At 47.7% G+C, this 15,336-nt stretch carries 13 protein-coding genes and 1 rRNA gene; 13 read left to right on the forward strand and 1 reads right to left on the reverse strand.

Annotated elements, in window-relative coordinates:
- The first annotated feature begins 68 nt into the window (after positions 1-68).
- The 12 genes from OCV59_RS05870 to OCV59_RS05925 all read left to right on the forward strand — a co-directional run bounded on the left by OCV59_RS05870 (position 69) and on the right by OCV59_RS05925 (position 13,195).
- Positions 69-1,514 (forward strand): lipopolysaccharide biosynthesis protein, encoded by a 1,446-nt coding sequence (locus OCV59_RS05870; protein WP_147593562.1) that lies wholly within the window; start codon positions 69-71, stop codon positions 1,512-1,514.
- Positions 1,504-2,586 (forward strand): DUF368 domain-containing protein, encoded by a 1,083-nt coding sequence (locus OCV59_RS05875; RefSeq protein ID WP_147593563.1) that lies wholly within the window; start codon positions 1,504-1,506, stop codon positions 2,584-2,586. The genes OCV59_RS05870 and OCV59_RS05875 overlap by 11 nt, the downstream gene beginning before the upstream one ends.
- Positions 2,583-3,365, forward strand: coding sequence for an MBL fold metallo-hydrolase (locus tag OCV59_RS05880; RefSeq protein ID WP_147593564.1), 783 nt, complete (start codon positions 2,583-2,585; stop codon positions 3,363-3,365). The genes OCV59_RS05875 and OCV59_RS05880 overlap by 4 nt, the downstream gene beginning before the upstream one ends.
- Before the next feature lie 195 nt (positions 3,366-3,560).
- The gene (locus OCV59_RS05885; RefSeq protein ID WP_262584149.1) at positions 3,561-5,105 is read left to right on the forward strand and encodes a putative DNA modification/repair radical SAM protein; all 1,545 of its coding nucleotides are present in this window, start codon (positions 3,561-3,563) and stop codon (positions 5,103-5,105) included.
- Positions 5,102-5,848, forward strand: a complete 747-nt coding sequence (locus OCV59_RS05890) for a TIGR03915 family putative DNA repair protein (RefSeq protein ID WP_262584150.1) — start codon at positions 5,102-5,104, stop codon at positions 5,846-5,848. The genes OCV59_RS05885 and OCV59_RS05890 overlap by 4 nt, the downstream gene beginning before the upstream one ends.
- Positions 5,849-5,957: 109 nt before the next feature.
- On the forward strand, positions 5,958-6,638 hold the full coding sequence (locus OCV59_RS05895; protein WP_147593567.1) for a TIGR00266 family protein: 681 nt from the start codon (positions 5,958-5,960) through the stop codon (positions 6,636-6,638).
- Positions 6,639-6,665: 27 nt separating this feature from the next.
- Entirely contained in the window at positions 6,666-7,391 is a 726-nt protein-coding gene (locus OCV59_RS05900; protein ID WP_147593568.1) for an NAD-dependent protein deacylase, read from the forward strand.
- A 149-nt stretch (positions 7,392-7,540) separates the two neighbouring features.
- Positions 7,541-8,314 carry a 5'/3'-nucleotidase SurE gene (surE, locus tag OCV59_RS05905; RefSeq protein ID WP_147593569.1) on the forward strand — a complete coding sequence of 258 codons (774 nt, stop codon included), beginning with the start codon at positions 7,541-7,543 and terminating at the stop codon, positions 8,312-8,314.
- Positions 8,302-8,847 (forward strand): hydrolase, encoded by a 546-nt coding sequence (locus OCV59_RS05910; RefSeq protein ID WP_262584151.1) that lies wholly within the window; start codon positions 8,302-8,304, stop codon positions 8,845-8,847. Before surE ends, OCV59_RS05910 begins: the two co-directional genes overlap by 13 nt.
- A gap of 53 nt (positions 8,848-8,900) precedes the next feature.
- Positions 8,901-10,079 carry an acetyl-CoA C-acetyltransferase gene (locus tag OCV59_RS05915; RefSeq protein ID WP_147593571.1) on the forward strand — a complete coding sequence of 393 codons (1,179 nt, stop codon included), beginning with the start codon at positions 8,901-8,903 and terminating at the stop codon, positions 10,077-10,079.
- 279 nt (positions 10,080-10,358) lie between these two features.
- Positions 10,359-12,002, forward strand: coding sequence for a glutamine--tRNA ligase/YqeY domain fusion protein (locus OCV59_RS05920; RefSeq protein WP_147593572.1), 1,644 nt, complete (start codon positions 10,359-10,361; stop codon positions 12,000-12,002).
- A gap of 38 nt (positions 12,003-12,040) precedes the next feature.
- Entirely contained in the window at positions 12,041-13,195 is a 1,155-nt protein-coding gene (locus OCV59_RS05925) for an NAD(P)-dependent malic enzyme (protein ID WP_147593573.1), read from the forward strand.
- Between the two features lie 103 nt (positions 13,196-13,298).
- Here OCV59_RS05925 and OCV59_RS05930 read toward each other — a convergent pair whose 3' ends face one another.
- A complete protein-coding gene (locus tag OCV59_RS05930; protein ID WP_147593574.1) occupies positions 13,299-14,522 on the reverse strand; it encodes an AI-2E family transporter in 1,224 nt (407 codons plus the stop codon).
- A 649-nt stretch (positions 14,523-15,171) separates the two neighbouring features.
- On the opposite strand from OCV59_RS05930, the gene OCV59_RS05935 reads away from it, so the two are divergent.
- Positions 15,172-15,336: ribosomal RNA gene (locus OCV59_RS05935) — 16S ribosomal RNA — on the forward strand; the annotation flags it as partial.

The raw sequence follows: 15,336 nt of genomic DNA on the forward strand, positions 1-15,336 counted from the left end.
TACAAATATGAAAGCCGGTTTCATGGTACGATAGTAAATAAAAATGATGAAGTCAGTAAAGAGGAAAGATGGATAAATACGGCAAACTAGTTTCAAATACGATGCTTCTGAGCATAGGCTCGTTTGGTTCGAAGCTGCTGGTTTTCTTCATGGTGAGATTCTATACAGGATACCTCACTCCGGCAGATTACGGAACGGCGGATCTGATAACGCAGACGGCGACGCTGCTGATACCGCTAGTGACGCTGGGGATCACGGAAAGCGTGTTCAGATTCGCAGTCAACGTGTCCTCCGGAAGCAGGCGGAGAGTTTTCTCGGCAGGCCTTTACATCATCACAGGCGGATGCATGATAATGGTGATGTTCGCTCCGCTCATGGCTCATGTAAAGACGCTGGGTGCCTATACGGCGATGATATTCTGTTATGTGGCGGCTTCTTCGTATCACAGCCTCTGTGCACAGTACGTGCGCGCACTGCAGAAAGTAAGGCTTTACGCGGTTCAGGGACTCATCAACACGATGCTGGTGATCGTGCTGAACATACTGTTCCTTGCGGTTTTCGACATGGGGATACAGGGATACGTGATGTCAGTGATAATCGCAGACGTGGCGGTGACGGTCATACTGATATTCAGAGAAAAACTGTGGCGGCATCTGGTGGTCCGCACGGGAAACATCCTGGTCAAAAAGATGCTTCTGTACAGCGTGCCGCTGATCCCTACGACGATGTTCTGGTGGATCATGAGCGTTTCGGACAGATATATGATAAACTATTTCATAGGTGCGGCGGCGAACGGAATATATGCCGTGGCGTACAAGATACCGACGATACTGTCGATACTCTCCGGAGTGTTCATGGAGGCGTGGAACATATCGGCGATCTCAGAGACACAGAGCGGCGAGTATGCGCACGGGCGGTTCTTTACAAAAGTATGGGGCTCGTTCATCTCAGTGATGTTCATCTCAGCGTCGTTCATAACGGCGGCATCACCGGTGCTGATAAGCCTGCTGGCGGACGAGGAGTACTACATCGCATGGCAGTACATGCCTGAGCTCGCGCTGGCGATAGTCTTCACGGCATTCTCGTCGTTTATGGGGAGCGTTTATGTCGTAAAGAAAAAGAGTGTGCTGTCGTTTGCGACGTCTGTTGCAGGCGCAGCAGTCAACATCGTGCTCAACCTGGTGCTGATACCGTCTCCGATGGGAGTATGGGGTGCGGCAACGGCAACGCTGGTGAGCTGTGCAGTAGTATTTGCAATAAGGGCTGCAGATGTGAGAAAATATATATCTATGGATATGCATACGGGAAGCATAATACTCAGTCTGCTGGTGGCAGGCGTACAGATCGTGCTCACACTGATGATCGCGGAAAGCACGCCGGTATACTGGCTGGCGCAGACTGTATCATTTGCCCTGATGATATTTATAAACAGGAAAACGCTGAGACAGGGAATCGAAAAGTTCGCTGAATTATATGGAAAAAGAAAGTTAAGGTGTAAAAATAATGATAAATAATATGATAAACGGGTTCTGCATGGCCATTGCGGACAGTGTTCCGGGAGTATCCGGCGGAACTATAGCATATATAATGGGTTTTTATCAGAAACTGGTGGATTCGGTCCACGATCTGTTCGGAAAAGACAGGGAAAAGCGAAATGTTGCAGCCAGATATCTGATAAAGCTCGGCATCGGATGGGCTGTCGGATTTCTGTCTGCTATGCTGGTGCTGGCAGCCATGTTCGCAAAAAACATATATTTCATGAGCTCTCTGTTCCTGGGACTCAGCATCGCGGCGCTGCCGTTCATAATCCATTCAGAGCGAAAAGTAATAGCAGGAAAATATCTCAATATCGTGTATACGTTCCTGGGCTTTGCGATCGTTGCAGGACTCACACTGCTTAAAAACAGCGGGCATATCGGACTGTCGGTGAATTTTCATGATGCCGGCGCCGTGGATCTGATATATGTGTTCATCGCCGGTGTGATCGCTGTAACGGCGATGATACTTCCGGGGATCTCAGGGTCTACTATGCTGCTGATAATGGGAGTTTATCTGCAGGCTGTGGAGGGCATACATGAAGTGCTGACGCTGGATTTCTCTTCCCTGCCTTCGATGATATGCCTGGCGGCCGGTATACTTTTCGGTATCATCTTCTCGATGAACCTGATAAGCAGAGCGTTCAAAAGGTTCAGATGCCAGATGGTATACCTGATAATCGGGCTGCTGATCGGATCGTTTGTTGCCATCGTATACGGACCTACGACGCTTCCGGAACCGCTTCCGGTCCTCGATATGTCGAACTTCAGTATCGCAGGGCTTGTGCTGGGAGCAGCCATACTGCTTGCATTTGAGATACTCACGGGTATGAAAAAGAAAAAAATGGAGCAGGGCGAGCAGCCTGTGCAGGAAGTGCAGAATACACAGAACGCCGGCGCAGAACAGTATGAGCAGAATGGGTATACAGGGAGTGGCCCTCAGAGCAGACGCGTCGAAAACGGTGAAAACGGTGTGCGCCGTGAACCGTTCGGGCGTGCCGGCTGCCCGGGACATACAGGTAAAGGCGCAGCGCGGGAGGAAGAACGATGAACGGGCTGAGGATCTATTCGCTGAGGAATGCGGGAGTATATGTCGAGGCCGGCGGCAAGGGAGCGATGGTCGACGGACTGAACAGGCCGACTTCACATTTTGACGGAGTCACTGATGATGATTTTGCATCCATGATGACAAAGAACAGTTTTATCGAGAACTGTTCTTTTCTGCTGTACACGCATGCTCACCTGGATCACTTCGATGTGGAGAAAAATATAAAGTACATATCAGAGAAAAAGCCCGAAGCTGTTTTCCTGCCGTTTTCGGAAGATGCCAGTTACAGGAGACTGAGCGAGTGCGCTGTGCAAAACGGCACAGAGCTGGTTTCTCCGGTGTTCGGTCGTGATTCCGGCGGTATGGTAAAGTCTGGAGACGTCGCACTGAGATTTTTTGCGGCGGGACATACGGGAAGGCAGTTCGCGGATACGCCGCATTACTGTCTGCTGCTTGAGATCGGCGGATACAGTATATTCGTAAGCGGCGATGTGGATCATATGAGCAGTGGATGGCATCCTCCGGTACTTCGGAATCAGGTGGATATCGCATTCGTCAGTCCGTTTTTCATAAATCAGGAGATCGGCAGGGAATTCATAGCTGAGATGTCGCCTGAAAAACTGTTTGTATATCATCTTCCTCCGGAAGAGCTTGATGAATTCAGGATGCGAAAGCAGGCGGAGACAGATTTTATAAAATACCGCAGGCAGCTGGAAAAATACGGCGCAGAGCTTGTGAGCAGCCCCATGGAGCTGATATTTGAAGCGGAGAAGAGAAGTTAGATAAAAAGTGCAATGTGTGATTTTATGCAGAGCTTATATCTTATGCAAAACTGCAGGCTTTCGGCCCTTGATCGTTTATGGGTGCCAGCCTGTGTTTTTTTGCATTTTTGACGGAACATACGTTTGCAATGTTGAACTTGTGTTCGTGCGGTGATAAAATAAAAAGACCTAAAAAATATGTCATGGAGGCGTGGAATGCAGGAAATAATGGAAAAGCTGAAAATACTGGCGGACAGTGCCAAATACGATGTGTCGTGTTCCAGCAGCGGAGCAGGGCGAAGAAATGACGGCAGGATAGGCAGTGCGCATGCTGCCGGCATATGTCACACGTGGGGCGCAGACGGCAGGTGCATATCGCTGCTGAAAGTGCTGTTTACAAATAAATGTGTTTACGATTGTGAATATTGTATCAACCGCAGGACGAATGACTTGCCCAGAGCCTCTTTCGAGCCGGACGAGCTGGCGCGTCTGACGATCGAATTCTACAGACGTAATTATATAGAAGGCCTTTTTCTCAGTTCAGCGGTGGAGGTGTCCCCGGACCATACGGCGGAGCGTATACTGGAGTCGCTGGAGATACTGAGATACAGATATGGCTTTGCCGGATATATACATGCGAAGATAATACCGGGGGTCTCGTCTGACATACTGCACAGGATAGGTCTTGTAGCGGACAGGCTGAGCGTTAATATAGAGATGCCGACATCGAGAAGCCTGGAGATGTTTGCTCCGCAGAAAAAGGCGAAGCAGATATTCGCGCCGATGCGTCAGATAACGAACTCCCTGATAGAACGGAACGCCCTGGTCGGGCCAGGGACGATGTTCAAGGGGCAGCAGCTTAACACAGCAGAAAATTATCTGGGGGATCCGGCCGGCAGGAGTACCGAGGTGCCGGATCTAAGTGCAGTGAAGGTGCTCGGCAGCAGCACCGGGAAGGCTTCGCACGGCAGTACGGTGAAGACGGCAGGAAATCGCTCTGGAAAAAACGGCAGTCGTGGCGGCAGCTTTGATATGCCTGCACAGGCTGCGGACGGAAGATATGCCGTGCCGTCGGAGCGGCGCGGTAAATCGGATCATACTTTTGCGCCGGCAGGGCAGACCACGCAGATGATAATCGGAGCAGGAGGGGAGACTGACCAGAGCATACTGACCACGAGTGAAAATCTGTACCGTACATTCAAGATGAAGAGAGTCTATTATTCGGCGTATATACCTGTCATGGATTCTCCGATCCTTCCTGACAGAAATACTGCCCCGCCTCTTGCCAGGGAGCATCGTATATACCAGGCAGACTGGCTGCTGAGATTTTATGGATTTACGGTGAGCGAACTGTTCAATGAAGAGAATGCGAACCTCGATCCGGATCTCGATCCCAAAGTCACATGGGCTCTCAGGAATCTGGAGGAGTTTCCTGTCGAGATCAACAGGGCTTCATACGAGATGCTGATGCGCATACCGGGGATCGGCTCGGTCTCGGCGCGCCGTATAATCAGGCAGCGGAAGCTGTCGCCTGTAAAATTCGATGATCTCAAAAAGATGGGAGTCGTGCTGAAACGGGCGAAATATTTTCTCACATGTTCGGGCCGATATTACGGAGAGAGGCGATTCGAGCAGGAGACTATAAGAAATTCGATTCTTCAGATGGAAAACGGCCTCCAGCTTTCCATGTTCGACAACAGCTGGAACAGGCTGGAAGAGGGAGCGCGTCAGGAAAAGCTTGCGTCAGCAGGGGTGATATGAGTATGATAGATTATCTTTATGACGGGACCTTTGAAGGACTGCTCACGTGTATATATGAGAATTACTATACGGAAAAGGCGTCGGGTATATTCAGGGAAGAAGCATATCAGTCGAATCTGCTTGGCGGATGCATGGAAGTAAAAACAGACCCGCAGAAAGCGATAACTGTTTATGAGGCGATCGAAAAGAAGATTTCTTCATATGATCTCAGGCGTATCTACAAGGTTTTCCTTTCTAGTGACGAATACAAGGAGACCAAGATACTGCGTTATATAATACTGGGGTTCAGGACGGGCGGCAGGATCTCGCTGATGCACAGTGATCCGGTCGTATTTGACATACAGTCGATAGAAAAAAAGGTGAATGTGGAGCGCGAAAGGATGATGCAATTCGTGCGTTTTTCCGTAATGGAAAACGATGTGCTGTATGCGGAGGTGGAGCCGGATAATGACGTGCTGGAGCTCATCGCAGGTCATTTCTGCGACAGGTATAAAAACGATCCGTTCATCATACATGATGTCAGACGAAGCAAGGCGCTTATCTCATATCAGCGAAGGTGGTACATTTCGAATTTTGACGGTTCCGATATCCCGGGCATTTCAGCTGATGAAGAGAAAATACGCGCGCTGTGGCGTGACTATTTCAGGAATATAGCGATAAAGGAGCGCACCAATCCGAGATGCCAGAAGAATTTCATGCCTGAAAGGTACTGGAAGCACCTGACTGAGCTGACAGGCATTTAATTTTCCGGGAGATTTCGATGTATGTATTGAAATGTACGGCATAAAACTATATACTTTACTTGATTAAATGTCGAAAGCGATAATGAGATGAGAAAGGAATGGTGCTGATATGAGATATGAAATAAAAGGAGAAACTCTTCCGGTGGTTATATGTCATCTTGATCCGGGCGAACAGATGCTTACAGAAGGCGGCGGGATGTCATGGATGTCACCGAACATGCAGATGCAGACGACGAGCAGCGGAGGAGTAGGCAAGGCGCTGGGAAGGATGTTCGCAGGTGAAAAACTTTTCCAGAATATATATACGGCGCAGGGCGGTCCGGGAATGATCGCATTCGCTTCGAGTTTTCCGGGATCGATAAAAGCATTCCAGGTGTCACCGGGAAATGAGATGATATGCCAGAAGGGTGTATTCCTTGCAGGTGAAATGGGAGTGCAGCTTTCTGTATTCCTCAATAAGAAGCTCGGTACCGGATTCTTCGGCGGAGAAGGATTTGTGATGCAGCGTCTGAGCGGTAACGGTATTTTCTTTGGTGAATTTGACGGTCATATAGTCGAGTATGCTCTGGCGGCAGGGCAGCAGATCATTGTGGACACAGGGCATCTGGCAGCCATGTCGGCGACATGCAGGATGGAGATACAGTCGGTGCCGGGCATGAAGAACAAGTTCCTCGGAGGCGAAGGACTTTTCAATACTGTAATAACCGGTCCGGGACATGTATGGCTTCAGACCATGCCACTTGCAAATGTGGCAGGTGTGCTCAGACCGTATATGCCTTCAGGAAACTAAAACTATACAAAGATAACGGAGGCAGTGATGGACAGCAGGGTAAAAGAAATAATCGACAGAAGCAGAAGTGTTGTGTTTTTCGGCGGGGCAGGCGTTTCGACTGAGAGCAATATACCGGATTTCAGATCCGAGTCGGGTCTGTACAAGGCTATGAACGAGTACGGATACTCCCCGGAGCATATGCTGTCGCATACTTTTTTCATGCGGCATACTGAGATGTTCTTTGACTATTACAAGAAAAATCTGATATACCCCGACGCAGAACCGAACAAAGCGCACAGGGCTCTTGCAGAGCTGGAACAGGCCGGCAAGCTGACGGGAATAGTGACGCAGAATATCGATGGACTGCATCAGAAAGCCGGAAGCCGCAAAGTGTATGAGCTGCATGGCTCAGTGATGCGCAACAGCTGCATGGACTGCGGCGAACATTACGATCTCGATTATATAATGAATGAAGACAACTGTGAGAATGGCGTTCCGATATGCAGCAAATGTCACGGGATAGTCAAACCCGATGTCGTGCTGTATGAAGAGCAGCTGGACGAGGCTGTGATCACAGGTGCGGTGAATGCGATAAGCAGCGCAGATACACTGATAGTAGGAGGCACGTCACTGGTAGTGTATCCTGCGGCAGGACTGATAAATTATTTCAGAGGGAAAGATATCGTGCTTATAAACAAATCGCAGACGGGATATGATGACAGAGCGACGCTTGTTATAAATGATTCGATCGGAAAAGTTCTTGGGGACTGACATGCGTGAAGCATTGAAGTTTAAAGGAATTTGTCAGATGTGAAAAAATAGAAAAAGATTGAGAAAAAATTAACAATATTCGGGTTTCCATTCTGTTTTTTTTGTGATATAATCAACAGCAAGCAAGAAACGGAGATGTTTTTAAGAGAATGAATTTATTACTTGTAAATGATGATGGCATAAAGGCGCAGGGCATACACGAGCTCGCAGAAGCACTGTCTTCGGAAGCATCGATATATGTCTGCGCGCCGGACGGACAGCGCAGTGCCAGCGGGCACGGTATAACTGTTTCAACTTATATAGCCGTGCAGGAGGAAAAGTTCAACTGTGCAGAATATGCATTCAGCACTTCGGGAACTCCTGCGGACTGTGTGAAGCTTGGAATGAAGCTGTTTGAACGGCAGGGTGTGAAGATAGACATGGTGTTTTCCGGCATAAATCACGGAGGCAATCTGGGTACGGATACTCTGTATTCGGGAACTGTTTCTGCAGCGATCGAAGGCAGTCTTTGCGGAGTTCCGTCGGTAGCGGTTTCGGTAAACAGCCATGAAGCGAAACACTTCGAATATGCATGTTATCTTGCCAAAGGAGCGTTGAACAAGGCTTACGGCAAGCTTCCACCGGAAGTGGTGTTCAATATAAACACACCTGACCTTCCGCGCGAGGAGATAAAAGGTCTGAGGTATACGACTCTGGGTAGAAGAGAGTACAGGGAAGTCTTTGAGCCTGTGGAGATAGGCGGGGGAAAAACAGGGTACAGATATACTGGAGACCCTGTTGTATACGAAGGCCTTCCGGAAACTATAGACGTGATAGCGATGCAGGATGGATTTGCTAGCATCACACCTATTCACCGGGATCTTACATCGTACGGAATGGTAGATGAAGTGAAGAAATGGAGGATAGACCAATGGGATTACTGACAAGGGACGACACGGCATTTGTTGCGATCGACTTTCAGGAACGTCTCGTTCCTGCGATGAGCGGCAAGGAAAAACTGACAGAGAAGACTGAAAGACTGGCAAAGGGAATGCAGGCGCTCGGGATACCGACTGTAGTGACACAGCAGTATACGAAAGGGCTAGGATCAACGATCCCTTCTATTGCAGAGGCTCTTGGGGAGTTTGAACCGATAGACAAGTTCACTTTCGGCTGCATGGAAAATGAAGAATTTGCAGCAAGGATAAAAGAACTCGGCAGGAAGAATATCGTTATATGTGGTATAGAAGCTCACATATGCGTGCAGCAGACAGCATTGCAGCTCATGGAAGCCGGATATAATGTATATCTTGTGGTGGACTGCATATCATCCAGATCAGAAGAGGATAAGCTCTGGGCAGTTACCAGAATGGGAGAAGCAGGCGCTGTGATAACCACTTATGAAGCAGTATTGTATGAGATACTCAGAAATTCAAAGGCGGACGGCTTCAAAGCTGTTTCGGCCATTGTAAAATAATGGAAATATTTATATTTTAATCAATAATAAATGATTCAAGGAGGAAATTCATTATGAGAGATGTTGTAATTGCAAGTGCAGTAAGAACTCCGATCGGCAGTTTTGGCGGCAGTCTTAAAAATACTGCTGCAAGAACTTTAGGAGCTATCACGATCAAAGAAGCTATCAAGAGAGCAGGAATCGATCCGGCAACTATCGATGAAGTTGTATACGGATGTGTTCTCCAGGGCGGACTTGGACAGAACGTTGCAAGACAGGCAGCTTTAGACGCAGGAATTCCAAAGGAAGTTCCGGCTATGACTATCAACAAGGTTTGCGGTTCCGGATTAAGAACGGTTTCAATGGCAGCGCAGATGATCAAGGCAGGCGATGCTGATATCATTGTCGCTGGTGGTACAGAAAACATGTCGGCAACAGCATATGCTATCCCTACAGCAAGATGGGGAGCAAGAATGAACGACAATAAGATCATCGACATGATGACAAACGATGGTCTGACTTGTGCATTCAACAACTATCACATGGGTATCACTGCTGAAAACGTTGCAGAGCAGTGGGGTCTCACAAGAGAAGAACTCGATGCATTCGCAGCGAAATCACAGCAGAAAGCAGTTGCAGCAGTAAAAGCAGGCAAATTCAAGGATGAAATCGTTCCTGTTGAGATCCCTCAGAGAAAGGGCGATCCTGTTGTCTTCGATACAGATGAATATCCAAAAGACGGCGTAACTCCTGAAAGTATCGCTAAGCTCAGACCTGCATTCAAGAAGGATGGAATGGTTACAGCAGCTAACGCATCAGGAATCAACGATGCAGCAGCAGCTCTGGTTATCATGTCAAAGGAAAAGGCTGACGAACTCGGAATCAAGCCTCTCTGCACGATCAAGTCATATGCGTCAGCAGGTGTTGATCCTGCTATCATGGGCGTTGGTCCTGTACCTGCATGCCGCAAGGCACTTGACAAGGCTGGACTTACTATCGACCAGATCGATCTGATCGAAGCGAATGAAGCTTTCGCAGCACAGTCAGTAGCAGTAGGCAAAGACCTCGGATTCGATCCTGAAAAGCTCAACGTAAACGGCGGAGCTATCGCACTCGGACACCCTATCGGAGCATCCGGCGCAAGAATCCTTATCACTCTGATCTATGAGATGATCAAGAGAGACGCAAAGACTGGTCTTGCTACACTTTGCATCGGTGGTGGACAGGGAACTACAGTTATCGTAGAAAGATAAGATCCCGGGCATACCGAAATAACAGAATCTTAATAAAGACAAGCAGAGCGCGGCAGTATTGCCGCGCTCTTGTTGTATCGTCAACTGCTGTATTATCAGAGGCTTTCAGGTTTACAGAGGAAATTATCGTCTGCGACCATTGCATTTACAAGTGCAGTTAGGATATAATAAAAAAGCGTGCAGGAACGGAACGGTGCGCGCACTGTTTCTGCAGCAAGAGCGAAATCGGTGAAAACAGATATTTCTGTAATATAAAATATTAAATTCAGGAGGAACGATATGGCTGAAAAAGCGGATGTTAACAATTTTATCCATAATATAATTGACAAGGATCTGGAAGCACAGAAATACGGAGACAAGGTGCATACCAGATTTCCTCCGGAGCCTAACGGCTATCTCCATATAGGACATGCAAAATCGATATGCCTCAATTTTTCAACAGCTGAAAAATACGGCGGCAAATGCAATCTCAGATATGACGATACCAATCCGGTCAAAGAAGACGTGGAATATGTAGATTCCATAGAAGAAGATGTAAGATGGCTCGGTTTCCAGTGGGACAAAAGGCTGTGGGCATCCGACTATTTCGACGAAATGTACGATTGTGCAGTTACTCTGATAAAAAAGGGAAAAGCATATGTATGCGATCTGAATGCCGACCAGATCAGAGAATACAGAGGAACGCTCAAGGAGCCGGGAAAAGAAAGTCCGTACAGGAACCGAAGCGTTGAAGAAAATCTCAGCCTTTTCGAAGAAATGAAGCAGGGAAAATATGCTGACGGTGAAAAGGTCCTCAGAGCAAAGATAGACATGGCGTCACCGAATATGAATATGAGAGACCCTGTCATATACAGGATAGCTCACGTGGAACACCACAATACAGGAGACAAGTGGTGCATATATCCTATGTATGACTTTGCACACCCGATCGAAGATGCGATCGAAGGCATAACGCACTCGATATGTACTCTTGAATTCGAGGATCACAGACCCCTTTACGACTGGGTGCTCCAGGAAATCGGCAAGTGGCCGACGCCGCCGCAGCAGATAGAATTCGCAAGACTCAACCTCACTAATACAGTCATGAGCAAGAGATATCTCAAGGCGATGGTGGACGACGGCACAGTTGACGGATGGGACGATCCTAGAATGCCGACCATTGCAGGCATAAGAAGAAGAGGTTACACGCCGGAGGCCGTACGTGATTTCTGCGAGAGGATAGGTGTGTCCAAAGCAAACAGTACAGTGGATATCAGCCTGCTCGAACACTGCGTGAGAGAAGATCTCAAGCAGCAGGTCGAAAACAGGAATGTAGTCGAAAATCCGATAAAAGTAGTGATAACGAACTATCCTGAAGATCAGACCGAAGAAATGGAAATCGAAAACAACAGGGAAGTCCCTGAAATGGGCAACAGAACTGTTCCGTTCAGCAGAGAACTCTACGTTGACGGGGACGATTTCATGGAAGTCCCTGTAAAGAAATATTTCAGACTGTTCCCTGGCAATGAGGTGAGATTCAAGGGCGCATACTTTATAACATGCAATGAAGTCGTAAAAAATGAAGACGGAAGCATAAAGGAGCTGCTCTGCACATACGATCCTGAAACGAAGAGCGGAAGCGGTTTCGAAGGCCGTAAGGTGAAGGGTACGATCCATTGGGTGGATGCTAAAACAGCTGTGCAGATAAAGATCAGGAATTATGACTATCTGATGATCGAGGATGAAAACGGTGAAAATGTGCTGAATCCGGATTCTCTGACGGAGTCGGTCGCATATGCGGAGCCGTCGGTTGCAGAGGCAAAACCGGGCGAAAGATTCCAGTTCTTCAGAAAGGGATATTACATCGCAGATTCGAAGCTTACGGCAGATACGGAAAAAGTGTTCAACAAGATCGTAGGCCTCAAGAGTTCATGGAAGAAATAAACAGCAGCAGGGTATTACAGTAAAGAGGAGATTTATAAATGGATTACTACAAGGCATCCCTGAAGATGCATGAGGAACATAAAGGGAAAATGGCGGTGGCCAGCAAGGTAAAGGTCGAAAACAAGGACGACCTTTCCACTGCATACACACCGGGAGTCGCAGAGCCGTGCAGGAAAATACACGAAAACCCGGAAGATGTCTATAAATACACGAACAAGTCCAATATAGTAGCAGTCGTTTCAGACGGCTCAGCTGTGCTTGGGTTGGGAAATATCGGCGGACTGGCATCTATACCCGTAATGGACGGAAAATCGCTCCTGTTCAAAGAATTTGCGGGCATAGACGCATTTCCTATCTGTCTTGAGACTCAGGACGTCGATGAGATCGTTAATATAGTGAAAAACATCGCGCCGACTCTCGGCGGAATCAACCTCGAGGACATTTCGGCGCCGAGGTGCTTTGAGATAGAGGAAAAACTGCAGGCGCAGGTCGATATACCTGTATTTCATGACGACCAGCACGGCACGGCCGTGGTTGTATCAGCTGCAGTGATAAATTCTGCAAAGTTCACAGGCAGGAGCCTCGAGTCTATCAAAGCTGTTATCAACGGCGCAGGAGCTGCCGGAACGGCGATAGCCAAGATGCTTATGAATCTGGGCATCAAGGATATCGTGGCATGTGACAGCAAAGGTATACTTACGAATGACAGAGATGATCTGAACGAGGCGAAGAGAAGACTCGCGGCAGTTACGAACAGGGATCAGATAAAGGGATCTCTTGCAGATGCAGTAAAGGGCAGAGACCTGTTTATCGGTGTGTCTGCTGCAAAAGTGCTCACACAGGACATGGTGAAAACGATGAACGATGACGCTATCATCTTTGCTATGGCAAACCCAGAACCTGAGATACAGCCTGATCTTGCAAAAGAAGCGGGTGCTGCGGTAGTGGGAACAGGCAGATCCGATCACCCTAATCAGATAAACAACGTGCTGATATTCCCGGGATTGTTCAAAGGTGCGCTTGCAGCCCGTGCAAAGCGAATAACCGAAGAAATGAAGACGGCGGCAGCCTTTGCACTTGCAGGGATCATCAAAGATGATGAGCTTTCCGCCGACTATATAATCCCGAGCGCATTTTACCCCGGCGCAGCTGATATAGTTGCTGCCGCAGTAGAAAAAGCCTGGAAAGAATAAGCCTGGCCGACGTGCCTGGGCGGTATACGGATATATGAGAAGATGAAAAACAACAAAGACCTCTGAAAAACAGAAACGATCTGTGAGACAGAGGTCTTTTGTATTACATATCGCGCGGCGGTTCTGTTTCGGTGCGTTTTGCACGGGATTCCTTGCCGGAAGCCCACTTCACCACGAAAACCTGTATGATACCGGCAAGCGGAACGGCCAGGATCATGCCGAGTATGCCGCCGAAGTACCCGAAAACGCTGACTGCCAGAAGCACCATGAGCGGATGGAGACCAGTCGAGGAGCCGACGACTTTCGGATAGATGAAGTTGGCGTCGATCTGCTGTATGGCAAAAAGTATCGCGATCGCCAGGACGCCGTGCCAGAATCCTCCGGTGCAGAGCCCCATAAGAAAAGCGGGGATCATACCGATCACCGGTCCGAAATACGGTATCACATTCGAGATGCCGGCAAATATACCTATAAATACCGCAGCTTCCAGCCCCATGATAGAAAGCCCGATCGATGACAGCACTGCGACGATCAGAGCGTCTAGCAGCGCGCCTCTGATGAATCTTGACAGTACGGCATTCATTTCACTCAGAGTTTCGATAAGGACTGCGTGCCCTTTCTGCGGCATCACCAGATGCATGAACTTTCTCCACAGACCGAGGAAAAACTGCTTGTCCTTCATCAGGTATATGCTTATGATGATCCCGACCAGGATATCGAGCAGGCTGCCGCTGATGCTTGTGAAAAATGAAATGACGGATGAGGCACTGACATTGTTGCCGATCCATTTCATTACGGCGTCGGTCACCTCGGTCATTTTGTCAGAGAGGATACCGGCAGGGATATTGGTGGTTATCCATCTCTGGAAAATACTTTCGTATTTCATTATCCCGGCAAGCAGATCAGATACGGTCGTAGGTATATCAGCCACGGAAACTTTGCCAAGTATCATGGCGGCGAAGCCGTATATCAGCGCAATGACAGCTGCGATCACAAGCAGGTAAGTGAGGATCACACTCAGAAGATGACGCGTATTGTGACGTTTATCCGCCTTGACAGGGTCGGATGGCAGCTGCATTACACGGCTCATCAGTCTGGAATCGATAAGTTCGGCGAGCGGATTCAGCAGATAAGCCAGTATGAGACCTAGAATAAGCGGCCAGAACGCATCAAGCAGTGTGCAGATGATTTTGTACAGGATCGAGGATATATTCCCCAGGTTTTTGATTATAAAATACATGAGACACAAAAGCGCAGCATTGAATACTATAAAAAAGCTGCCCTTCATGAAATTGCGGTCTTTAAGTAATTCTTTCAGTTTATCCATATATATTCCTCCGATATCAGATAATTATATAATAAGGAGCCTGCTGCATCAATACATTATATATGCAAAACTGCACATATAGGGAGGTTGGACATAATGGCGGGTTTTAATACACGAAGAAGTATGCATATTATAGAAGCGTGTATCCTATATGTCGAAAGCCTGTAAAATCAATGCACAGAGCCTGTGAGTGACAAAAATACACTATAAAACAATAAAAAAATGAGAAAAGCGGTTGACAGCAGAGTATAACTTTGGTAATATAAACAAGCTGTCGCACAGATGCGGTAACGCAAAACGAGGTCAGCGAAAATTCATCGAAAAAAGATGAAAAAAAGTAGTTGACAAACGAAGCGACATGCGATATACTGAAAAAGCTCGCCAAGAGCGAGCGAGATCGAAAGATCGAGAACATTGAAAACTTCATAGTGTAGAAATTTAAGTCGAAAAAACAGCAATAAGCTGAAAGATTTAAAAGAGAAACTATACACAACCAGAGAATGGTAAAAGTAAAGTTTCCGGCAATTTCTAAAAAAGACAATGATTCGGATAAGAAAGAATCGAGTAGCGAAAAACAAAAGCTAAGCGTTAAAGAGTTAGAAATTCAAACGATTTAAACTCTTCTGCAGAGGAAGAGATTAGATACCATTTAATTAAGAGTTTGATCCTGGCTCAGGATGAACGCTGGCGGCGTGCCTAACACATGCAAGTCGAGCGAGAAGCTCATCACAGAAGCTTCGGTTGAAGTGATGAGTGGAAAGCGGCGGACGGGTGAGTAACGCGTAGGCAACCTGCCCTTTGCAGAGGGATAGCC

Source organism: Brotomerdimonas butyrica, from assembly GCF_025567305.1.
GTDB lineage: Bacteria > Bacillota > Clostridia > Peptostreptococcales > Anaerovoracaceae > Lentihominibacter > Lentihominibacter butyricus.